Origin of the sequence: Iodobacter fluviatilis, assembly GCF_004194535.1 — a bacterium.
GTDB classification, from domain to species: Bacteria; Pseudomonadota; Gammaproteobacteria; order Burkholderiales; family Chitinibacteraceae; genus Iodobacter; species Iodobacter fluviatilis_A.
The window spans coordinates 417,584-439,643 of the sequence record NZ_CP025781.1 but is presented as its reverse complement, the minus strand read 5'-3'; the positions used below and the strand labels follow the sequence as shown (position 1 = coordinate 439,643).

Below are 22,060 nucleotides of genomic sequence, written 5' to 3'. Positions count from 1 at the left end.
TATAGGGGGTGATTTTTGCAGATTTTGCCCTAATACAAAAATGGCAAGGTGTTGATCATCTTGCCGTTTTTTATTTTTATGCAATAAGCAGAGGTGTTAGTGATAAAAATTAATTTTTATAACTAGCCTCTAGATAATCTATGCTAAATTGTTACAAATAAAAATAAATAGCGTTTTATAAAAATAAAAATACTTACTCTTCTCGTTATACCTTCTCTGTTAAATCATCTAGCGTTTTAAAATGCCAATTAACGCACAACATACCGTTATCCAGTGCTTAGCCGCAATTGCTCAGCATCATGGCTTACAAATCAATCCTGAACGGCTGATTGATGAATATGCTTTGGGTAATGAAGAGCCAGCCCCTGCAGTACTGGTACGTATTGCGAGTGATATTGGGCTTAAGGGAAAAAATGAAAAACTAACTTGGGATGGATTATTGGCGCAAACAGGCGTTTTCCCCCTGATTGCGCGTACGGTTTTTGATCACGCGGTGATTGTGGTCGGTATTCGCCAAGACAGCGATGGCTTAAGTAAAATTGCCTTGATTGACCCCGCAGCTAGCCAATCTGCAGTGATATTAGAAGATCAAGCCACCTTTTGCGCACGCTGGGAAGGAGATGTATTTTTTGCTAAGCGTCAGCACAAATTAGCAGATCCAAATCAGCCCTTCGGTTTACGTTGGTTTATTCCTGAAATACTGAAGCAAAAAGCCGCATTTCGCGATATTTTTATTGCGGCATTAGCGATGCATTTTTTGGCGCTTGCATCCCCGATATTTTTTCAATTAGTCATTGATAAAGTGCTTTCACATCAAAGTGTGGCTACCCTATGGGTATTGGCTGCTGGTATTGTGCTGGCCTTGTTCTTTGATTCTACTTTTGGATTTTTAAGGCAAATCATTACGCTGGCCGCAACAAATAAAATCGATATGAAGCTTACCCGGCGCACCTTTGGGCATTTGCTTTCTTTACCTATTGATTATTTTGAAAGCACCTCGGCAGGCGTTGTATCGCGGCATATGCAGCAGCTCGAAAAAATACGCAGTTTTTTAACGGGTAAATTGTTTTTTACCAGTCTAGATTTGTTGTCTTTAATTATTTTTGTACCCATTTTATTCTCGTACTCAAGCAAACTAACCTTGATCGTATTGCTATTTACGGTGCTTATTGCGGGTATTGTAATGGCGATGGTGCCGCCTTTTCAAAGGCGTTTAAATGCACTTTATGCCGCTGAAGGCCAACGGCAGGCCATGATGGTGGAAACCATTCATGGTATTCGCACGGTCAAGGCCTTAGCGATCGAGCCTATGCAACGCCGCCTATGGGATCAACGCTCCGCAGAAGCGATCAGCATGCATTTTAGAGTGGGACAGATCTCTATTGTTGGGAATTCAATTACTGATTTTCTAGGCAAATTACTACCTGTAACCATTATTGTAATTGGTGCTCAAGATGTTTTTGATCAAACCCTAACGGTGGGGGCTTTGATTGGATTTCAAATGTTATCTGGGCGAGTTGTGCAGCCGTTGATTGCGCTGGTTGGCTTGGTTAACGAATACCAAGAAACCTCTTTAGCCGTAAAAATGATGGGCGAGGTGATGAACCGCCAGCCAGAAGGGCGCGTGGGGGCGGGCGGATTACGGCCACAATTAGTGGGTGAAATAAAGTTTGATGAAGTGAGTTTTCGCTACCCAGGCGCTACGGCTACCGCGCTAAACCATACCAGCTTCACGATTCCTGCAGGCGCGGTGGTGGGGATAGTTGGGCGCAGCGGCTCTGGAAAAACGACCTTAACTAAGCTTATTCAAGGGCTTTATCCCTTACAAGGGGGGATTGTGCGTTTTGATGGCATGGATGCGCGGGAGATTGAATTGCCCCATTTACGCCGGCAAATTGGCGTGGTGTTGCAAGAAAACTTTTTATTCCGTGGCACCGTGCGTGAAAACCTGATTGTGACTAAGCCTGATGCCTCGTTTGAAGATATTGTCGCGGCATGTGAAGCCTCTGGTGCGGCCGAGTTTATCGAACGTTTACCGCAGGGCTACGACACCTTGCTAGAAGAAAACGCATCCAATTTATCTGGTGGGCAAAAACAACGTTTGTCTATTGCGCGCTCGCTACTGGCTAAACCTCGGATTTTGATCCTAGACGAAGCCGCCAGTGCGCTGGATCCAGAGAGTGAGGCCATTTTTATTAGTAATCTTTCGAAGATTGCTGTGGGGAGAACCGTGGTGATGATTTCTCACCGCCTATCTACTTTGGTTAATGCGCACACGATCTTGGTGATGCAGCAAGGTGAGCTGATGGATAGCGGCCGACACGAAGAACTACTGACTCGATGTGAGACATATCAACACTTATGGCATCAACAAACAAGCCACCTGTAGTTAAAAAAGGCAAAAAAAACTCGACGGTGATCGAGTTTTTACCCGATGCCGATGAAATCGAGCAGAGCCCCTTGCCGCGCTATGTGCGCAGCACCTTGCTTGTGTTATTAGCGGCATTGATCAGTGCTATTTTATGGGCCAATTTTTCTGAGGTAGAGAAAATTGTGGTGGCGCACGGGCGGTTGGTGAATCCATTACCTAATATTGTGGTGCAGCCGCTTGAAACCTCGATTATTCAAACTATTGAAGTAAGGGTGGGGCAAGTAGTAAAAAAAGGTGAGCTATTGGCCACATTAGATCCCACTTTCGCCCATGCCGATGATGCACAGCTACGTACTCGCTTACAAAGTTTGGATACTCAGATTGCCAGCTATCGAGCAGAGCTTTCAGGAAAAACCACTAGTAATGCAAATGTAGATGCTGACACCTTGTTGCAAGCCAAGCTTTTAACTGAACGCCAAGCTAATTATCGCTCTCAGGTTTCTAAATTAGAGCAAAACGTCGCTCGCTTGGCTGCAGCAATTGAAACCAATCGAAATGATAGGATTGTCTTATCGAAACGGCTGAAATCGATGAATGAAATCGAGGCCATGCAAGAAAAAGCCTTGCTGCAGCAATATGATTCAAAGCTGCGCTTGCTAGAAGTAAGAGACCGGCGCTTAGAGGTTGAGCGTGATTTGGTGCAAATACAAAATAAAGAAAATGAGCTGCTGCGTGAAATGGGCGCTTTACGTGCAGATAAATCAGCGTTTTCAAATAGCTGGCGGCAAAAAGTGATGGAAGACTTACTCGCCGCAACCAGAGAGCGGGATGGCGTGAATGAGCAGCTCCAAAAGGCAGATAAGCGTAAGCAATTGGTGACATTAGTCTCGCCAGTAGATGCCGTAGTTTTGGATGTGGGTAAGCTTTCTCAGGGGTCTGTGCTTAGGGAAGCTGAGCAAATGTTTACGCTGGTTCCATTGGGGGCGCAGCTGGAGGTTGAAGTTAAAATTGATTCAATGGATATTGGTTATATAAAAGAAGGTGCTCCCGTTCATATGAAACTAGATGCGTTTCCGTTTCAAAAACATGGCGCATTAGAGGGAAAAGTACGCACAATTAGCCAAGATTCATTTCGTAATGAATCCGCTGCAGCTGGGCAAGAGGCGTTTTATATTAGCCATATTGTTTTTGGCGATGCCAAATTAAAAAATATGAAAGATAAATCTAGGCTATTGCCAGGGATGACGCTTTCTGCAGAAATTGTGGTAGGGAAACGCTCGGTTATTTCCTATCTGCTTTGGCCTTTAACTAAGGCAATGGAAGAGGCAATTAGAGAACCTTGACTCGTTTTATGGCATAGAAAATTGGACCATAGTAGTAAACCCATTTAAATATAATCACTTTTTATGAATGCAAAGAGTCTAACAATGCCCATTTCTGAAAAACTGCATAGTGCAATCAATTTTCAAAATCAAGGAAATGTTGAGGCAGCTCGAGTATTATTTAATGATATCTTAGATTTAGAGCCAAATAATGCGGCAGCATTATACTCATTAGGGTTAATTGCATTGAATGCTGGCCAGTTAAAGCAGGCCTTGCAACTCAGTGAGCGCGGCATAGAGGCGGCCCCCCAGTTTGCTTTGCTAAGATATTTGCAAGGCTCGATTGTACAAGCCATGGGGGATAAAGAAGCGGCTTTAAAGTGCTTTGATGCTGCTTTAGAGCTAGATCCAAATGATTTAAGCGTTTTACTTAATAGCGGTGTGTTGCTTAGAGGCATGTATAGGCATTTAGATGCATTAGCAAGATTCCAAAGAATTTTAGCTATCAACCCAGATCATGTTTCTGCTCTAGGTAATAGCGGTATTATGCTTACCGAGTTTAAGCAAAGCGAGCAGGCGATTGCCTTATTTGAGCGCCTACTTAAAATCCAGCCCGATTACAATTATGGCTTGGGTCTGCTATTTTATGAACGCATGCATATCTGTGATTGGCGCGATTTCAAACAATCCTGCGAGCAAATTACTAATGGCCTAAGGGCAGGTAAAACTGCGTGCAAATCGCTTGCTTTTATGTCGGTATCCGATAGCGCAGCAGATCATTTATTAGCCGCGCAAATTTTTGCTAATCAATATTGCCCAAAAAATAGCAAATCATTTTGGCAGGGGGAGCGCTATCGGCATAAAAAAATACGCTTAGCCTATTTATCTCCAGATTTGCGTGAGCACCCTGTTGGACATCTTATGGCGGGGGTGTTTGAGCAGCATGATAAATCGCGTTTTGAAATCATTGCTATTTCGCTAGGGATTGATGATCAAAGTCGCTTACGCTCGCGAATGTTAAATGCATTCGATCAATTTATTGATGTGCGAGAAATGGGCTCAGAGCAAGTAGCCCAAATGCTAAGGGATATGGAAATTGATATCGTGGTGGATTTGGGTGGCTATACCTCGGATACTCGTACCGATATTCTGAGCTTTAGACCCGCTCCTATTCAAGTGAATTACTTGGGTTATCCAGGCACAATGGGCATTGATTATATTGACTATATCATTGCCGATCGCCATATCATTCCGCCAGATCACCAGCCTTTTTATACAGAGAAGGTGGTTTATTTGCCCGATACTTATCTGCCTACCGATAGTAGTGTGCAAATAGCCGAGCGCACCCCTACGCGGGCTGAATGCGGCCTGCCAGAAACAGGCGTGGTGTTTTGTTCATTTAGCCATGATTACAAAATTTCCCCACCGGTGTTTGATGTTTGGATGCGGCTACTAAGCCAGGTTCCTGGCAGCGTGTTGTGGCTGATGTCTAGAGGGGAAATATCCCAGCGCAATTTACGTAAAGAGGCAGAGCTAAGAGGTGTGGCGGCAGATAGGCTGGTGTTTGCCAATCGAGTTCCCTTGGTTGAAGACCACCTTGCCCGCTATCGCCAAGCGGATGTGTTTCTCGATACCCACCCTTATAACGCGCATACCACCGCCGCTGACGCTTTGATGGCGGGGTTGCCGGTGGTTACATATATGGGTAATTCATTTCCATCCCGTGTGGCAGCTAGCCTGTTGCATGCCATTGGCTTGCCAGAGCTTGTTACGCATTCCCTAGTAGAGTATGAAAGTCTTATTTTGCAATTAATAAATAAGCCTGAACAATTAACTAGCGTAAAACAAAAATTGATCAATAATAAAGCCAACTTCGCTTTATTTGATACCAAAGGGCTTTGTCAAAATTTAGAAAATGCCTATATTGCCATGTGGCGAGCGCAGCAGCTGGGCGAATACCAAGATGAATTAAGTCATTAAGCGGCAACACTGGGTCACTTTATAGTCAAGGTTTAAAATAATAAGGAGGCAATATGTCACGAAGCCTAGATATTGGTTGTGGGCCCAGCCCTAAAAACCCGTTTAATGCCGACGAAGTATTTGGTATCGATGTAAGGGAAGATCTAGATGCCAATATTAAATGCGCAGATTTGGTGATAGAGCCTATTCCATTTGAAGATGGCTATTTTGATTTTGTTACCGCCCATGATTTTTTAGAGCATATCCCCCGCGTTATCTACGTACCTGATCGTAGAAATGCTTTTGTAGAAGTGATGAATGAAGTTTATCGGGTATTAAAAGTGGGCGGGCAATTTCTGTCTTTTACTCCCGCTTACCCTCATCCGGAAGCATTTCGCGACCCAACCCACGTTAATATTATTACTGATCAAACATTTCAGGCCTATTTTGATAATGTAAATCGGTGGGCTGCTGCTTATGGGTTTAATGGTGCTTTTGAAATTAAATTACAAGAATGGCGTGGCCCGCATTTACTTACGGTGATGCAAAAAGTAGAAATTCCAAAATAAATAAATTACTTAATTTTGAATTGATGATGATATAAAAGGCTGCCGCTATGTCAATGAATGAGATCCATGAAAAGCATTGGGCTGAGTTTATGACCGATGCACATCATCGTACATTATATGATTCATGGTGGACTTCAAGCAGCGTGGGCTATTGGCGGCAAACCCGTTTATATGCGGCGGTATTTGAAGTATTAGGCGGCCTAAAAGATTTTTCATGGCTTACCGTGGGCGACGGTGCAGGCTACGACGCCTGGCGCTTATTGCAAGCGGGTTATCGTGAAGTCTTGGCAACTGATTTGGATGATGCTGTATTGGCAGAAACAAAAGCAGCCGGCTTAATTCAGAATATTTCAATTGAAAATGCAGAATCACTAAGCTTTGCTGATGATTCATTTGATTTTATTTTATGCAAAGAAGCATTGCACCATATGAGCAGGCCCTACGCTGCTATTTATGAAATGTTTCGCGTGGCGCGCTACGGCGTGGTAGTGATAGAGCCACAAGACCCTTGGGTAGATTACCCCTGCCGCGTGGATCAGAGCCAGCCTCATTATGAATCAGTTGGCAATTATGTTTATCAGTATTCCACTAGGGAATTAGAAAAAATTGCCTATGGTTTAAATATAAGAGGCATTGCCACTAAAAAAATGATGGATGTCTATACAACGGGTTGCGAATTTGCCATGTGTAACGATGGCGATCCAATTTGGGAATCAACACGCACGCGCACCGAGCAATTAACCACGGCAATGCATGCGGGTGAAGTAGTGGCAAGCTATGTGCAGGCAGTTTTTTTTAAAAGCACAGTGACTGTTGAGCTTTTTGATCTACTGGCACAGCAGAATCCGGAATGGCGATTTCTTCGCACGGATACAAACCCGTATTTAAATGGCTCTAGCGCATTTTAATCGATGCTGGGCAGGGAAAAGCTGATTTGCTATGAAGGAAATATAATGAATGATGTTTATCAATTGATTGAAGGTTTGGCAGAAAGCGCCACACAGTTTTCAAATTTTTTGCAAGACCCATTGTTAGATTCTCTGGTGTATAGTAAGAAAATAAATTTGGAAAAAAAACTAAATCAATATGATTTTTCATGTTTTACAAAGGTTTATTTAGGAAACCATCTGAAATTTGCCCTGCCAGTTAGCCATGGTGCAGAGTTTGTTTGTTTAGAGGCTGATTTTTTTCAGTCTCTACCACTTGATGTACCCGCTGGCTCTGTATTTATTTTGTTAAATAACGACATTGGTAAAATGTTGCCAGCTTATGTGGATTTTTATCAAAAAAATCCACAGGCCATCTTTGTGATTTGGGATTGGGATTCGCAGCATTGGTTACAAATGAGCGCGCTTTGTGCAATGCATTGCGATTTTTATATTCCTGCAACATCTGAAATAAATTTTACATTGTCTCATTTTAATTCATGCATTCTTGGGCCGGTTTTTCCATGTGTTCATCAGTGGTCGCGACAATATATATTGAATCATTTAGATGTTTTATTGGTGGAGCGTCAGAACCAGCCTTTCGGTATGCATGTGCATTACGAAAAATATGCCAAGAGAAATCGGGTTGTAGCCTCCGTCATGCAGCATTTCCCATCTGTTGGCTTTACAAATAATGATTTCAAAGAACGATCAGATTTAGATAATTTTCAAGAATGGGCTGCTTATAAATCGCATTGGATTGCGCCTGTTTTAGGCGGGGTTCCAATCCGCGTTTATAATGCATTACTGACTGGGGGTATTCCTATTGTTCCTCGGTTTTATCAGAATCTACCAGAAGTTGCATATCTAGGTGCAACCCCGCTTTATTATGATGTTAATGATTTGATAGAGCCTCAGCGTATTGTTCAAACAGCAATAGATTTATTTGATGCATCGGGGGAGGGGGGGCTTATTCAACGGGTTAGTTCTGGTTTGGCTAACCATCATGTTGATGTACGTTGTAATGAAATTTTGCAGCGCTTACAAAGAGCAATATCCACTTTATTAAAGCAGGATCATTCTTTTCATGATCAATATTTCAGGTTTAATGAGAATGGGCTTGGAGGCGTATAAATTGTAAATTTATAGCTTTGGATGCTTTTGTGTTTCTTTCAATAAAGAGGCCATTTAATGCTAATTAGACTGATTCAGCTACAAAAACACGGTGATGATCGCGGATCATTAGTGGCTCTGGAAGAGCAAAAAAATATCCCTTTTCAGATAAAGCGTGTTTATTATTTATTTGGAACCAAGCAGGGTGTTCGCCGTGGGCTACATGCGCACAGAAAATTGAAGCAGCTTGCTATTGTGATGCGTGGTTCTTGCCGGTTTCTTTTAGATGACGGTAAAGAGCAAATTAGTTTATTACTGGATGATCCTGCTCAGGGGCTTTTGATTGAATCTCCTATTTGGCGGGAGATGTATGATTTTAGTGAAGATTGCGTATTGCTGGTTTTGGCAGATAGTTACTTTGAAGAAAGTGATTATATCAGGAGCTATGAAGAGTTTTTAAGGGTGATTACGGATGATTCATAATCTTAGCGATGTTCAGTCTAAAAATATTGGATTGAGCACAAATATATGGCAGTTTTGCGTTGTGCTGCCCGGCGCAAAAATTGGTATGGATTGTAATATAAATGCCCATTGTTTTATTGAAAATGATGTTGAAATTGGCGATCGGGTTACCGTTAAATCGGGAGTCTATTTATGGGATGGTACTCGGCTTGAAAATGATGTCTTTATTGGGCCCAATGTTACATTTTCTAATGATAAATACCCTAGATCAAAACAGTACCCTCCTCAATTTGAAGGCGCGATTGTAAAGTCTGGCGCGTCTATTGGGGCGGGAGCTGTGATTTTACCTGGCATCATTATTGGTGAGAATGCAATGGTAGGTGCGGGGGCCGTCGTAACAAAAAACGTGCCTAAAAACGCTGTCGTGGCGGGGGTACCCGCTCGGCTTATAAATATAAAAGATGCTGAAAATGATTCCCTTTCTTGATTTAAAAAAAAATAATGAAACATATCGTGCAGAGTTAATTGAGGCTTGTACTCGGGTTATAGATTCTGGGTGGTATATTTTAGGGAAAGAATTGAAATGTTTTGAAGATTCATTTGCTCAATATTGCAAAGTGCAACACTGTGCAGGTGTGAGTAATGGCTTGGATGCTCTGCATTTAATTTTGCGTGCTTACGGCATTGGTGTAGGTGACGAGGTCATTGTGCCCTCGAACACTTATATTGCCACTTGGCTTGCTGTTACGTATGCCGGAGCTGATCCTGTGCCGGTAGAGCCTCTTGAATCTAGCTATAATATTAATCCTGCTTTAATTGAAGCGGCGATTACGCCACGTACTAAAGCCATTATCGCCGTGCATTTGTATGGGCAGCCTGCCGATATGGATGCAATTATGGATATTGCCGGTAAATATAATTTAAAAGTGATTGAAGATGCTGCCCAGGCGCACGGTGCCGAGTATAAAGGTAGAAAAGTAGGGGGGCTGGGGGATGCGGCGGGGTTTAGTTTTTACCCAGGTAAAAATTTAGGTGCATTAGGGGATGCTGGGGCTGTAACAAGTAATGATGCTGAGCTGATAGAAAAGGTGCGTATGCTTTTGAATTACGGTTCAAAAGTAAAATATTATAATGAGGAGCAGGGGTTTAATTGTCGTTTAGATGAATTACAAGCGGCACTACTTAGTGTGAAGCTTCCCCATTTAGATATAGAAACTCAGCAGCGTTGCCGTATTGCGCAGCAATATACTGAAGGATTGCAAGGTCTGCCATTATATTTGCCCAGCGTAGAAGAAGGTATTTCAGCTGTTTGGCATTTATATGTGTTGCGCTCTGAAAAAAGAGATGAATTGCAAAATAAGCTTGCAGAGCTAGGTATTGCCACCATGATTCATTACCCTATTGCTCCTCATCAGCAAAATGCCTATAAAGAATTTAATCAATTATCCTTGCCCATTGCAGAGAAAATTCATCATCAAGTGCTAAGTTTGCCTTTAAGCCCAACAATGAGCCAAAGCGATGTGAATCAGGTAATTGCCGCGGTAAGGGCATGTGCAGTGTGATTTTTTAATTTGGCTATTAGCCAGATCAAAAGGGTTTTTTAATGCAAGAACCAGTCATTGTGCTTATTCCACTATATAAGTCTACGCTTGCAGAAATAGAGAAATATTCTCTGGATTTTTCTTTGCGAGCACTTACTGGGCGAAAGGTGCAATTTATTGCACCAGAAAATATTGAGCGTGCGTACTATCTAGAAAATTATCCTGATATTCCCTTTTCTTTTTTTGAAAATCACTATTTCGAGAGTATTACTGGCTACAATCGCTTGTTGTTGGCTGATGATTTTTATCAACGGTTTGATGCTTATGACTTTATTTTAATCCTACAAACAGATGCCATTGTTTTGCGCGATGATTTGGATGTATGGATGAGCAAACCTTTTGATTACATCGGTGCGCCTTGGCCGGATGGTAATGAGCTGTTTGTGAATCTTGGCCGGTTTGAGGGCGAGTTTGGGAAGCGGGTTAAGGTTTATGTAGGTAACGGTGGTTTAAGCTTGCGCAGAGTAAAAAAATGCCTCTCTTTATTAAATGAGTTCCCTGTGGCGGTTTCTGTATTTTTAAATACAGGATCTAGTGAAGATTTGTTTTTTTCCTATATGGGGGCTTTGTCTGCTGATTTTATTATCCCAAATGAAATAACTGCTTCTTTATTTTCGATGGAATTAAAACCTGCCTATTATTACCAAGTTAATGGCGGTATTGTGCCTATGGGCGGGCATGCTTGGTGGAAATATGATGTGGCATTTTGGAAAGCCTTCTTGCCTCCAGCTGCGCTTTTAGATGATTTAATTTAGGGACACTCAGATCTGTTTTGTTTTGCCATACCTGCTCTGGACCTCCGACAAAAGCATTCGGGGATGACGAATTAATTGGAGCTTTCTCGTTTTAGCCTTCTGCATTATTAATGCCTCGTTGTTCCAAAAACGCCTGCGTCACCGCTGCCGCATCTAAGGTCATCCTCGGTAAAATCGCCTCAATCTGCTCAAAGCGAAAGCGCTGAAAACCTGCGACTTCGCTGTCAGTATTCTTAGGTAGAAAATCATCAGCTAGCTGTAAATCGTAGGTGTAGATGATTTCATCATGCCAGCCATCAGCCTCTTGCCGAGTGGTGCGCAGCTTGCCGCTGGAAACAGCCTTGCTGGCGAGTTGGGCGGGGATGCCCGCTTCTTCGCTTAGCTCTCTGATTACACAGTCCCAGATGTTTTCACCGGCGGAGATGCCGCCTGCGGCGAGGTTGTCGAGCTTATTAGGATCGATGGCTTTATTGCTGGCGCGCTGGGCGATCCATAGCTCAGCCTTGGCTGTGTAGCCGTTGATATGCACGGCGCGGCTGGTGAGGCCAAAGCGGCGAAAGGCGGCGCGTTCTAGCTGAAATAGCGGCTGGGATAAATCTAGATCACCCGCTTGATCGCGTGCAAACACGGTGTAGCGCTCGTTACGCCAGCCGGTAATCCATCCTGAGTCCCGCATCTTGATTGCGGCCTGCTCTAAGGCGTTTTCAAGCGTTTTTGCATCGATACTTGCGTCTATGCAGATCGCTTCCTCGCTGATCTGCACCGCAGCTGGCCCCAGTGTGCTTTGCAAAAACGGCAGGCTGGCGTCTTCCATCCAACCTAATGCTTGGTTTAGGGCAATGAATCGGCGTAAGGGCTTGGGTGTCATGGGCATCGGTTTAAAATGTTTCGGCTTCTAAATAAATTTGCACCGCATCGCCGGTGAAATGGGTAATGCCATACTCAATAATCTGGCTGTCTGCATCACTGTAAACGCTTTCTACGCAAAGAAGCGGCTGAAATTTGGTTTGTGATAAAAGCTGTGCCTGGCCACTTTCTGGCAGGCGTGCGCTGATGCGGGATGATTTACGCTGGCATTGGTGAATGCCAAAGGCTTTGAGCGCTAGCAGCCTGTCGGACTTAAGACTGATCTACTACGGAAAAGCCGTATTTGGCCATACTTCACGCATTTTCTCGTTGAATAGCCAGCTATTCGCCTCAAAAACCCGCGAAATCTGTCTCAAACCGGTCTTTCCCTCGCTACGATCGCTTAAGTCCGACAGGCTGCTAGGTTGATATTGGGGTGGCTGCTTCAGTTTTAACGTGTAAAACTTGGCTTTGTCCCGCAAGGTACTGCTTTTGTAAGCTATGCGAAAAGCGTGTGCGGCGGCCAAGCTGGTAATCAATCAGCTCTTCTTGAACAAAAGTGCCACGTCCTTGCTCAATTCTGACTAAGCCCTGCGCTTCTATGGCTTGCAAAGCTCGGCGAATCGTGTGGCGATTGACGGCAAAGCGTGTGGCTAGATCGGTTTCATTGGGCAGGCGATCGCGCAAAATTTTATGGCCAAATCCGGCTTTTCCGTAGTAGATCAGTCTTAAGTCCGACAGGCTGCTAGGATTAACTCAATTTGTCGCCAGAGGGCGGTGCCAGAATCTCGATCAAGCATAGGCATTTAGCTTGTAAGAATAATAAAAGGTATTGTAATGGAAGTGTATTGCATCTAGATGATATTGGGGCAAATTTAGCCTTGGCTGTTTGTGCTAATATTTTTCATTGGCAGGCTTGCGCTACAATTGGGGCTTCTTAGTAAAAGCCCGAGCATATAGGGAGCCAAGAGATGACGACGATACGCCAGCAAGATTTAATCGATAGCATCAGCGATAGCTTGCAATATATTAGCTACTACCACCCTAAAGACTATATCCAAGCCTTAGGCAAAGCTTACGAGAAAGAAGAATCGCCTGCCGCAAAAGACGCTATTGCGCAAATCCTAACCAATAGCCGCATGTGCGCCGAAGGCCATCGCCCTATTTGCCAAGATACCGGCATCGTTACCTGTTTTGTACGCGTCGGCATGAATGTGCAGTGGGCCGATGCGACCATGAGCCTCACCGATATGATTAACGAAGGCGTGCGCCGCGCCTATCTGCACCCAGATAACAAGCTGCGTGCGTCTATCTTGCAAGACCCAGCAGGCAAGCGCCAAAACACCAAAGACAATACGCCGGCGGTGATCCATTACGAGATTGTTGAGGGTGATAAAGTCCACGTCGATATCGCGGCCAAGGGCGGCGGCTCAGAGAATAAATCTAAATTCGCCATGCTCAACCCTTCTGATTCGATTGTGGATTGGGTGCTTAAAACTGTGCCGCAAATGGGCGCAGGCTGGTGTCCGCCAGGCATGCTAGGGATTGGCATCGGCGGTACGGCAGAAAAAGCCATGCTGATGGCCAAAGAAGCGTTGATGGAATCCATCGATATTCAAGAGCTGATCGAGCGTGGCGCACAAACCCGCAGCGAAGAATTGCGCATCGAGTTATACGAAAAAGTAAACGCGTTGGGTATTGGCGCACAAGGCTTGGGCGGCCTCGCCACCGTGCTGGATGTCAAAATCAAAGACTACCCAACCCACGCCGCCAGCTTGCCGATTGCTATGATCCCCAACTGCGCCGCCACTCGCCATGTGCATTTCACCTTAGATGGCAGCGGCCCAGCCGTATTGGAAACGCCGAAGCTGGAAGACTGGCCCGATGTAACGTGGACACCTTCGGCAGAATCGATCCGTATCGATCTGAACACTGTAACCCGTGAGGATGTTGCCAGCTGGAAGCCAGGCCAAACGTTGCTCCTCAACGGCAAAATGCTCACCGGCCGCGATGCCGCGCACAAGCGTATGGTGGAGATGCTCAATAAAGGTGAAAAACTGCCGGTTGATTTTGCTGGCCGCTTTATCTACTACGTAGGCCCCGTAGACCCAGTGCGTGATGAAATAGTCGGCCCAGCCGGCCCAACCACCGCCACGCGGATGGATAAGTTTACCGAGCAAGTGCTAGCCGAAACCGGCCTCTTGGGCATGATTGGTAAGGCAGAGCGCGGCCCAGCAGGGCTGGAAGCCATCAAAAAGCATCAATCGGTTTACCTGATGGCCGTAGGCGGTGCTGCTTATCTGGTATCTAAAGCCATCAAGGCCAGCCGCGTGGTCGGCTTTGCTGATTTGGGCATGGAAGCCATTTACGAGTTCGATGTCGTCGACATGCCGGTTACTGTGGCGGTAGATTCGCAAGGCGTTTCTGTACACGCCACTGCGCCAAAAATCTGGCAGGCTAAAATCGGCAAGATCCCAGTGGTGGGTTGATTGATTTAACTACAGTAAGGTTTATGCAAAGTAATCACCCCAAGCGTATGGATACTTGTCTACACGCTTGGGGTGTTTTTACTTGTAAAAATGTAATGCAGACTTAGGGTGTGATAGAGGGCGCTTTGCGGATTGGCTATTGGGATCCGCCTTATTTCTTTACTCGTGTTTGCGAGCGTAGCTTATAGCTGCTGCCAGGGTGGAGCAGACGGCTAAAGCTAACCAGATGTTTATGTGACCAAGTACGGCGCAGTACGCGCAGGCAGGGTTCACCTTCGCTGATATTGAGCAGTGCTTGCTCGGCCGCCGTAGGAAGAACTGCTTCTACAGTGTGCTCGATGTCAGATAACGGGCAGCTACGCATTAGATAGGCGTTCGGTGTTTCATTGCTAAAATCTTGCTGCAAGTAATCAGGAGCAAAGGCTGGGTTAACGTAGCGGTCTTCAATCTGAATGGCCATCTCGTTTTCAAAATGCACAATGATGGAATGAAACAACTCGGTACCGCTCGCTAACCCCAGCCAGAGCGCCACTTCTGTTGAGGCCGGTTCGGCGCGCAGCAAGATAATAGCGGCGCGGTAGCGATGCCCACGGCCTTGGATTTCTTCAGCGATATTATTGACATCCAATAGCGGTGATTCAGCCTTGCGCTCGGCTACATAAGTGCCATCCCCAGCAAAGCGGATTAGCACGCCTTCAGATGCTAAATCTCGGACGGCTTTATTCACGGTCATTCTGGATACCCCAAATTGAAGCACCAGTTCGGCTTCGGTAGGGATTTTTGCGCCAGGTAAAAAGCGGCGCTCTTTAATGCCGTCCAAAATAAATTGGCGGATGCGTAAGTGAATGGGTCTGTTCATGGCCGTATTGTAGCGTTAGCAAGGGCTGCGCAAACAAAATACTCATGAAAAAGATGAAGCGCTTGCAGATTATGTCCCAGAGTAAAAATTACAATGCAAGTTGTGGCTGTGGGGTGAAATCGCCAGAGCAGTGCCTCGCGTTTCGGCGTGGGCAGGTGCAAAAATTTAATGATGACTCAGCCTTAGACGTGTGTCGCTATATGCGTGGCAGGGAAAGTGGCGATTGCTCGGCTGTGTGTATTCCGCTGGCCAGTATTGGCCAAGCGGTGGGTGTTTTGCATATTGTTGGGTTGGCGGGGCAGTTGCCAGATGAGGCAGAAATGCTGCGTGCTACTGCGATTGCAGCCCATGCAGGCATGCGTTTGGGGTGTTACGGGTCATGAGCGAATCGCAATTGCAAGCGCGTACCGATCCTTTAACGGGGTTACTGAATCGCCGCAGCTTAGAAAACCAAGCCGCCCGTGCACTGGCTTTACCCGAGCAACTTGTGTTGCTTTTGCGGATATTGATCATTTTAAGCGTTTAAATGATAGTTATGGCCATGATACGGGTGATAGAGCTTTACGCTTATTTGCCAGAGTACTGCAAGAAGCATTACGTCCTGGCGATATGGTGGTGCGCTTTGGTGGTGGTGTTTCCAAATACCGATGAGGCGGGCGCGTTATGTGGCTTAGAAAGGGTCCGTGCTGCCTTGGAGTGTCGAATTGCCATTGCGGGCTTACCTGTATTTACGGCAAGTTTTGGTTTGGCAACGGTGTTTGGCCCCATAGAATTTAATGAGCTGGTGCATACCGCCGATATGGCCTTGCTAGAGGCCAAACGCACTGGGCGTAATAAGGTGTGAATCGCTGGTAAACCACAGATGGCTCAGGAGCCCATTGTGCCAGTCGTTGAAAGCAACAAGCTTGAAGTCAGCTCCTTGCTAAAGGTGGATGTGCTTAATGTTAAAGAAGATATGCGCTTGAAAAATGAGTACTGATTGCATGCAAGAAATTTAATTCATTCAGAGCCATGCGCTTTAGTCATATATGGTTTAAGTAGGGCGAAAAATGAAATCATTCCAATTGTATTCATTTATGTATTTGCAAAGCGGGCTCGTTTATCCTTGTAGGTGTTTGGCATGGAAAAATAAACCCCCTTTACCTTCTTTATAGAGGATTTCCCATTCTTTAGTAACAGGACGGGGAGTCATTAAAAAATAGCGGCTAATGCGATACGGTTATTTTTTAAGTAAATCTCTAATCTCACGTAATAGCTCGATATCTTCTGGTGTGGCAGCAGGGGCGGCTGGAGTAATTGTTTCTTCACGTTTCATATTGTTTATGCCTTTAATGACTAAAAAAACAGCGAATGTAACGATGATAAAGCTAATCAATACATTGATAAATACGCCGTAATTAAGGGTCACGGCTCCGGCTTTTTGTGCGGCATCTAGTGTTGCATAAGGGGCGGGTGTTTTACCCTCAGAAAGCAACAAATACAAATTAGCAAAATCAACCTTACCCATCAGCATCGCAATGGGCGGCAAGATGATATCTTTAACCAGTGAATCAACAATCTTGCCAAAAGCCGCACCAATGATAATACCGACGGCTAAATCGATTACGTTACCGCGGATTGCAAATTCTTTGAATTCTTTAAACATGCGATACCCCTGTTGCTTAGTGACTAACAATGAAGAACTCACTTAAAAATACTTGATCCTGATTATGTCTCTTGCTCAGGCAAGCGCCCATACGGGCGTGGTTTGGCTTGAGTAAGGTATGCAGCATGTGTTGACTAAGCTCCCCCTAATTCAAAACCGCTTAGACCGTCTGAATTTATGTCATACGGATTATCAAATCAAGGGTACCTGAGCAAGAGACCTAATCAGGTAAAAATATAAATTAAAAAATGCTGATTAGCAGATCTATTATTGTATTGTTTTGTAAGTATAGAGGGTTTCTTACTGAGCGCCTGCGTATTGAGTAGCTAGCCTATATTATATTATATTTAATTAATAAATAAGCTGTAGCGTGCATGCTTGATGGCATAGAGTGCCCAGCAAAGGTGTTTTGCAAATGGTGCTAATTTGATTGCGTTACTTAAGCGATTCCAAGACGGGAAAAACGGTGTTGGGTGCCAACTTGCTGGGGAATAAAATCTCGCTTGTTGGGCAAGTTTTTTTGGTGGGTATTTATAGGCTCCAAACGGAGCAGGGCGCAGCAAGCTGCGCCCTTAGCTAGTTTTAGCGTTTGATTTTGCTTAGATAGCAGGTGACTTCTTCGCGATCGTGATACAGATGGCGAGCACGGAATTGATAGCGAATTCCTGCGCCGCCCAGTGCATCATCGATGATTTCCATGCAGCGCTGCAGCTCGTTCCAGCGCTTTTTCATGGGTAGTTTAAAGTTAAAAATAAACTGGCGTGCGTGGCCTTTAATCATCCAATCGGCCATCAGTGCAGCAATGCGAGCAGGTTGCTCCACCATATCGCAAACTAACCAATCAACGGGGCTTTTGGGGCGGTATCTAAAGCCATCTTCGCGTAGATGCTTAACGTTAGGGTGGATCGCCATACTGCCTTTCATTGGGCCGTTATCAATGGCAAAAATCTTAGTGCAGCCACGGCTTACCATTTGCCAAGTCCAGCCGCCAGGCGCTGCGCCTAGGTCAACCGCGCTCATGCCTGGTTTAACTTGGGCAGATTCTGGCACCAGCATCATAAATGCTTCGGCAAGTTTTAGCGTGGAGCGGCTAGGAGCATCTGTTGGCATACGCAGGCGAGGAATGCCGAGTTGCCAGTTCACAGAAAAGTCTGGGCGGGTAAAGCCAATATAAACGCGTTCTAGTGTTGGGAAAAATAAGTGTAAACGGGCGGTTGCTTCTGGTTGATTAGCCCAGCCTTTGGTGGCTAATTTGGCATCCAGTAGTGCGCCAAATTTGCGGCTAAACGAGGAAATTTCTTTGCCATCGTTGGTATCTGGGTATTCAATCCATACATCACGCCAAGGGCCTTTGTGTGTTTCGTGTAAGCCATCGAGTGCATTTAAGATTGGGGTGAGCCGATCTTTTGGGGGCAGATCAAGGGCTTCAGCCACAAATACGATTTGGCGCGGAAAAACCCAATCACCACATTCTAGTGTGCGATAAAGCTTGTCCCAATCGGCGGGGCGCTTCGGTAAAAAGAGGCAAAAACCTTGGCCGATTTCCCATTTGCCGGGAATATCTGCTTTAAAGGTGAATTCGGCCTCCACATCGGCTTCAAAACCGGGGCGGCAATAAAATAGGATGGCATGTTTCATCGGCGTAAGGATACCAGATTATGGCTGTTTCTAACTGGTTTTGCTTTCTTTAGCTTGGGGGGCAATGAGTGGGAAGCAGGCAATAAAGCTTGTGCCTTTGCCTAGTTCTGAATGAACTATCAGCGAGCCACCCAATGTTTGGGTGACGAGGTTATAAACCACGTTGAGTCCTAAGCCGCTACCACCGCTACCGCGTTTAGTGGTAAAAAATGGGTCGAAAATCTTTTTAAGATGCTCAGGAGGAATACCTCCTCCGTTGTCTTCAAAACTGAGGGTGACATTATCATCGCTGCGTGTTGCGCTCAGCGAAATGAGTCCTATCTGGCCTTCAGCAAAAGCGTGTGCTAAAGCATTGGTTAAAAAGTTAGTGATCACTTGCGAAATCGCGCCAGGGTAGCCGTCTAAATTTATTTTTTCAGGGCAGCTGACTTCAATCATAACGGAGGTTCGTTTTAGCGTGGGCTTGAGGCTCATAATTACCTCGTCCATATATTCGCCCAATTCAAAACTACGGCGAGCTTCTGAGGTTTGATCCACTGCAACTTGTTTAAAGCTTTGTATAAGCTGTGCCGCTCGTTCTGCATTGGCTAAAATTAAGCGGCTGGATTCAATCGCCATTTCTGAATAGCGCATGACTTCCGACTTTTTAATCGCACCAGCATCTAAACTATTTTTAAACAAAATGGTTTCTTCAGATAAAACCGAAGCACTGGTCAAAATAACCCCAACAGGCGTGTTGACCTCATGGGCTACCCCAGCAACTAAGCCCCCTAAAGAGGCCATCTTTTCTGCTTGAACAAGATTATTTTTTGTTTCATTGAGCTGCTTAAACGCAGTTTCGGTGAGGTCCCGAGCCTGACGCATGGCAAGCTCAGCGGCTTTACGGCTTTCTAAGTCATCACATAGCCTACGCGTGATTCTTTGTACGGCATCAGCAACATCGGCAAATTCATCTTTTCTATTTTGGGGAAGGATAATGGTATTTAAATCAAAATCTTTGGTGTCTGACGCTTGGATAAGTGACTCTCTGAGCTGATCTAAAGGCCTAATCACCACTAATAACAAGCTATGCGAGAGCGCCATAAATAGGAGTAAATCAAGTAAAATGACTTCTATTATTTTTGAAGCTACCATTTGATTTAGGCGAGCGGTGATTTTTTCCCGTGAAAAAACATAATAAACTTTGCCCATAGGCTTAGATTTTTCATTGGCAGGGTAATAAATAGGGAAGGTTTGTGCATCTGTTGTGGGGGGGCGGCATGTACCGTGGTCATCTTGCCTTGTACATTGATGCGGCCATCGACTTGTTCTTCGTTGTTGTAAACCAGCAGCATGGATAAATCTGCGGATTGCATTTCTGCTTCTACAACGAGGCCTAATTGGGTGCTGTCAAAGTTCCACAAGATGCCTGGCAGTACGGTTTGCAAGCGCTTTTGCAAGGCGATCGCAGAGTGCCGCATGTTGTTTTCTAGCTCTTGCTGGGTTTGCCAATAAGAAATAACACCAGAGATAGCTAGAAAAAGCGTCACGATGGCAAGGAAGATCAGATTGAGGCGTGAGCGTATGCTGTGCATGCAATGTTGAAGCGGTGTGATTGGCTATTAACAATAGTCTTTAATGTAATTAAAGAGCAAGTTAGCTTGCGAAACATTCGTCGTTTTCTTCATAAAAAATAAGCAGCCGTGTTGTGTATGGTATGGGCTTAGTTTTTACGTGTTAAATAAAAAGCATCGTTAAAGGTGCTGACCCATTCTGGCCGCCAAATAACCAGCAGGGTCAGATAAATACCACTACTAAATCCTTCGGGCCAGCCTAATAAAAAATAATAGGGCAGTTGTTCTTCTAGTAAAAAATCGAGTGGATACGCACCGCTTGCCGCCAAGAGGCTGCAGGTGAGTAGGCCTACGCTCCACATGGATAAGGCACTGGCGGCAAAGCAATTTACAAAAATATAAATAAAGTAATTGGCGGCTAGGGTGCGTTGTGCCCAAATAAATAAGCCATGGGCAAGTGTGACGGGGATAAAGGCAATCATCAGGTAAGATAACCCAAAGCTGGCCCATTCTCCGTGACCATAGGCGGTATCCGCAGCTAATACGGCGAGCCCTAGCAGCGCTTTATCTCGGCCGGCAATCATGGCTAAGGCGCTGGCACCGAGTAGATGAAATGACAGCCCCGGCTGAATATTGGCTTTCATTTGCCAAAACCCCAGTACAACTACGCTGGCCCCAAACCAGCCTGTTAATTGCTCTTGGCTAAGGGCAAACCAAGCAATCCGGGTTGCCGCGTGCAAAATAAGCCCAACACTGATGAATAGTGCAATCAGAAGTAGCCAGTGTGCAAAGGGGGCGGCGATTAGATTCATAGGCTTACGCTAAAACTATTGAGGTGCTGTGTAAGGGCACGGTATGTTGTGGCCCTAGGTTTTTTAAATCATATCTGGCAATGATTTGGGATTAGCTTCGATTGCGCCATTCTTTGTTAATCCAATCCGCCAATTGGGTGAGCTTGCCGTGGAAATAATGCCCAACGCCGGGGAACACCACTACGGGTAGTGATTGTGGCCTTGCCCAATTGAGCACGGTAGCAAGACTAATCACTTCGTCTTCTTCACCATGAATGAGCAGAGTACTGTGATTGGGAACGGGGGGAAAGTTATGTCGGCTTACCGCTGGCCCAATCAAAATCATTCCTTCCACTTCATCATCGCTTAAGCGCTGGCGTAGTTGGCTTTGCACAAAAGTACCAAAAGAAAATCCTGCCAGCGTAAGGCGGGTGAGCGTTGGATTTTCGGCTCTGGCAAAGGCTAGTACCGCCGCCATATCGTCCACTTCGCCAACGCCATTCTCAAATGCGCCTGCTGAATGACCCACACCGCGCAGATTGGGGCAATAGGCGATATAGCCGAGGCGACTTAATGTTTTGGCGAGGGTATGTACGATTTTATTATTGAAGGTGCCGCCTTCGGTGGGGTTGGGATGTGCAACAAGTACGACACCCACGGTGTGTTCTAGTGCGGAGGGCAGGCGCAGACATTCGAGCTGGCCTGTTGGGCCGTTGATGGCAATCAGTTCAAAACTAGGGGCTTTGCGTGGTGTGGTCATTTTTTATGGAACTCTGGGTTTAGGGCTAGGGAATAGTGCAGGCTTAAAGCTTTAAGCGCTCTACCACTCTGCCATTTACGATATGCTCATCGATGATTTCATCAATGTCGCTTTTATCGATATAGGTATACCAAACCGCTTCTGGGTAGATAACTAATACGGGGCCTTCTTCGCAGCGTTCCAGACAGCCCGCTTTATTAACTCGCACCTTGCCTGGCTGGTTTAAGCCGAGTTTTTTAATCCGGCCTTTGGCGTGTTCCCACATCTCTACCGAACCACAGCTGGCACAGCTTTGGCGCTCACTCGGCTCGCGCTGGTTAAGACAAAAAAACACGTGATGTTGATAGTGGCTCATCATTTTCTCTGTAGGTTCGCTGATGATTGAGAGTAGCGTATGGCTA

23 protein-coding genes and 1 pseudogene are annotated in these 22,060 nt (G+C 45.3%); 13 read left to right on the top strand and 11 right to left on the bottom strand.

What is annotated here, in order from left to right; translation table 11 throughout:
• The first annotated feature begins 241 nt into the window (after positions 1–241).
• The 10 genes from C1H71_RS01870 to C1H71_RS01825 all read left to right on the top strand — a co-directional run bounded on the left by C1H71_RS01870 (position 242) and on the right by C1H71_RS01825 (position 11,078).
• Positions 242–2,389, top strand: a complete 2,148-nt coding sequence (locus C1H71_RS01870; RefSeq protein WP_130105058.1) for a peptidase domain-containing ABC transporter — start codon at positions 242–244, stop codon at positions 2,387–2,389.
• The gene (locus C1H71_RS01865; RefSeq protein ID WP_130105057.1) at positions 2,362–3,714 is read left to right on the top strand and encodes an HlyD family type I secretion periplasmic adaptor subunit; all 1,353 of its coding nucleotides are present in this window, start codon (positions 2,362–2,364) and stop codon (positions 3,712–3,714) included. The genes C1H71_RS01870 and C1H71_RS01865 overlap by 28 nt, the downstream gene beginning before the upstream one ends.
• Before the next feature lie 84 nt (positions 3,715–3,798).
• Complete coding sequence (locus C1H71_RS01860) at positions 3,799–5,673, top strand: O-linked N-acetylglucosamine transferase, SPINDLY family protein (RefSeq protein WP_130105056.1); 1,875 nt, start codon at positions 3,799–3,801, stop codon at positions 5,671–5,673.
• 53 nt (positions 5,674–5,726) lie between these two features.
• Positions 5,727–6,221 (top strand): methyltransferase domain-containing protein, encoded by a 495-nt coding sequence (locus C1H71_RS01855; protein ID WP_130105055.1) that lies wholly within the window; start codon positions 5,727–5,729, stop codon positions 6,219–6,221.
• A gap of 47 nt (positions 6,222–6,268) precedes the next feature.
• Entirely contained in the window at positions 6,269–7,129 is an 861-nt protein-coding gene (locus C1H71_RS01850) for a class I SAM-dependent methyltransferase (RefSeq protein WP_130105054.1), read from the top strand.
• A gap of 45 nt (positions 7,130–7,174) precedes the next feature.
• Positions 7,175–8,281: a hypothetical protein gene (locus tag C1H71_RS01845; protein ID WP_130105053.1), complete on the top strand. Its 1,107-nt coding sequence runs from the start codon at positions 7,175–7,177 to the stop codon at positions 8,279–8,281.
• A gap of 57 nt (positions 8,282–8,338) precedes the next feature.
• Positions 8,339–8,743, top strand: a complete 405-nt coding sequence (locus C1H71_RS01840) for a sugar 3,4-ketoisomerase (RefSeq protein WP_130105052.1) — start codon at positions 8,339–8,341, stop codon at positions 8,741–8,743.
• Positions 8,733–9,209 (top strand): acyltransferase, encoded by a 477-nt coding sequence (locus C1H71_RS21750; RefSeq protein WP_130105051.1) that lies wholly within the window; start codon positions 8,733–8,735, stop codon positions 9,207–9,209. The genes C1H71_RS01840 and C1H71_RS21750 overlap by 11 nt, the downstream gene beginning before the upstream one ends.
• The gene (locus C1H71_RS01830; protein WP_188053514.1) at positions 9,193–10,284 is read left to right on the top strand and encodes a DegT/DnrJ/EryC1/StrS family aminotransferase; all 1,092 of its coding nucleotides are present in this window, start codon (positions 9,193–9,195) and stop codon (positions 10,282–10,284) included. The genes C1H71_RS21750 and C1H71_RS01830 overlap by 17 nt, the downstream gene beginning before the upstream one ends.
• Positions 10,285–10,325: 41 nt before the next feature.
• Complete coding sequence (locus C1H71_RS01825; protein ID WP_130105049.1) at positions 10,326–11,078, top strand: DUF5672 family protein; 753 nt, start codon at positions 10,326–10,328, stop codon at positions 11,076–11,078.
• A 91-nt stretch (positions 11,079–11,169) separates the two neighbouring features.
• On the opposite strand, the gene C1H71_RS01820 is transcribed toward C1H71_RS01825, so the two are convergent.
• From C1H71_RS01820 to C1H71_RS01810, 3 genes are all read right to left on the bottom strand, one after another.
• Positions 11,170–11,946, bottom strand: coding sequence for an NUDIX hydrolase (locus tag C1H71_RS01820; protein ID WP_188053512.1), 777 nt, complete (start codon positions 11,944–11,946; stop codon positions 11,170–11,172).
• A 10-nt stretch (positions 11,947–11,956) separates the two neighbouring features.
• A complete protein-coding gene (locus C1H71_RS21865) occupies positions 11,957–12,163 on the bottom strand; it encodes a UTRA domain-containing protein (RefSeq protein WP_374704447.1) in 207 nt (68 codons plus the stop codon).
• A gap of 181 nt (positions 12,164–12,344) precedes the next feature.
• Positions 12,345–12,611: a GntR family transcriptional regulator gene (locus C1H71_RS01810; RefSeq protein WP_223145958.1), complete on the bottom strand. Its 267-nt coding sequence runs from the start codon at positions 12,609–12,611 to the stop codon at positions 12,345–12,347.
• Positions 12,612–12,895: 284 nt separating this feature from the next.
• Here C1H71_RS01810 and C1H71_RS01805 point away from each other — a divergent pair, with 284 nt between their 5' ends.
• Positions 12,896–14,413, top strand: coding sequence for a fumarate hydratase (locus C1H71_RS01805; RefSeq protein WP_130105046.1), 1,518 nt, complete (start codon positions 12,896–12,898; stop codon positions 14,411–14,413).
• Positions 14,414–14,564: 151 nt separating this feature from the next.
• Here the strand turns inward: C1H71_RS01805 and hutC are convergent, their stop codons facing one another.
• Positions 14,565–15,272: a histidine utilization repressor gene (gene hutC, locus C1H71_RS01800; protein ID WP_130105045.1), complete on the bottom strand. Its 708-nt coding sequence runs from the start codon at positions 15,270–15,272 to the stop codon at positions 14,565–14,567.
• A 44-nt stretch (positions 15,273–15,316) separates the two neighbouring features.
• Between hutC and C1H71_RS20540 the strand changes: the two genes are divergently transcribed.
• Both C1H71_RS20540 and C1H71_RS21860 read left to right on the top strand, forming a co-directional pair.
• Entirely contained in the window at positions 15,317–15,655 is a 339-nt protein-coding gene (locus C1H71_RS20540; RefSeq protein WP_188053510.1) for a GAF domain-containing protein, read from the top strand.
• Positions 15,582–16,116 (top strand): annotated as a pseudogene (locus C1H71_RS21860) (GGDEF domain-containing protein). The gene C1H71_RS20540 and the pseudogene C1H71_RS21860 overlap by 74 nt, the downstream one beginning before the upstream one ends.
• 375 nt (positions 16,117–16,491) lie before the next feature.
• Here the strand turns inward: C1H71_RS21860 and mscL are convergent.
• The 7 genes from mscL to C1H71_RS01755 all read right to left on the bottom strand — a co-directional run bounded on the left by mscL (position 16,492) and on the right by C1H71_RS01755 (position 22,014).
• Positions 16,492–16,917, bottom strand: coding sequence for a large conductance mechanosensitive channel protein MscL (mscL, locus tag C1H71_RS01785; RefSeq protein ID WP_130105042.1), 426 nt, complete (start codon positions 16,915–16,917; stop codon positions 16,492–16,494).
• Positions 16,918–17,499: 582 nt separating this feature from the next.
• Positions 17,500–18,555: a 23S rRNA (cytidine(2498)-2'-O)-methyltransferase RlmM gene (gene rlmM / locus C1H71_RS01780; protein WP_130105041.1), complete on the bottom strand. Its 1,056-nt coding sequence runs from the start codon at positions 18,553–18,555 to the stop codon at positions 17,500–17,502.
• Between the two features lie 30 nt (positions 18,556–18,585).
• Positions 18,586–19,689 (bottom strand): sensor histidine kinase, encoded by a 1,104-nt coding sequence (locus tag C1H71_RS01775; RefSeq protein ID WP_188053498.1) that lies wholly within the window; start codon positions 19,687–19,689, stop codon positions 18,586–18,588.
• Between the two features lie 5 nt (positions 19,690–19,694).
• Positions 19,695–20,129: a hypothetical protein gene (locus C1H71_RS01770; RefSeq protein ID WP_130105039.1), complete on the bottom strand. Its 435-nt coding sequence runs from the start codon at positions 20,127–20,129 to the stop codon at positions 19,695–19,697.
• A 128-nt stretch (positions 20,130–20,257) separates the two neighbouring features.
• A complete protein-coding gene (locus C1H71_RS01765; RefSeq protein WP_130105038.1) occupies positions 20,258–20,920 on the bottom strand; it encodes an energy-coupling factor ABC transporter permease in 663 nt (220 codons plus the stop codon).
• A gap of 91 nt (positions 20,921–21,011) precedes the next feature.
• Positions 21,012–21,659, bottom strand: coding sequence for an alpha/beta hydrolase (locus C1H71_RS01760; protein ID WP_130105037.1), 648 nt, complete (start codon positions 21,657–21,659; stop codon positions 21,012–21,014).
• Between the two features lie 43 nt (positions 21,660–21,702).
• Positions 21,703–22,014, bottom strand: a complete 312-nt coding sequence (locus C1H71_RS01755) for a (2Fe-2S) ferredoxin domain-containing protein (RefSeq protein ID WP_223145956.1) — start codon at positions 22,012–22,014, stop codon at positions 21,703–21,705.
• Between the last annotated feature and the right edge of the window lie 46 nt (positions 22,015–22,060).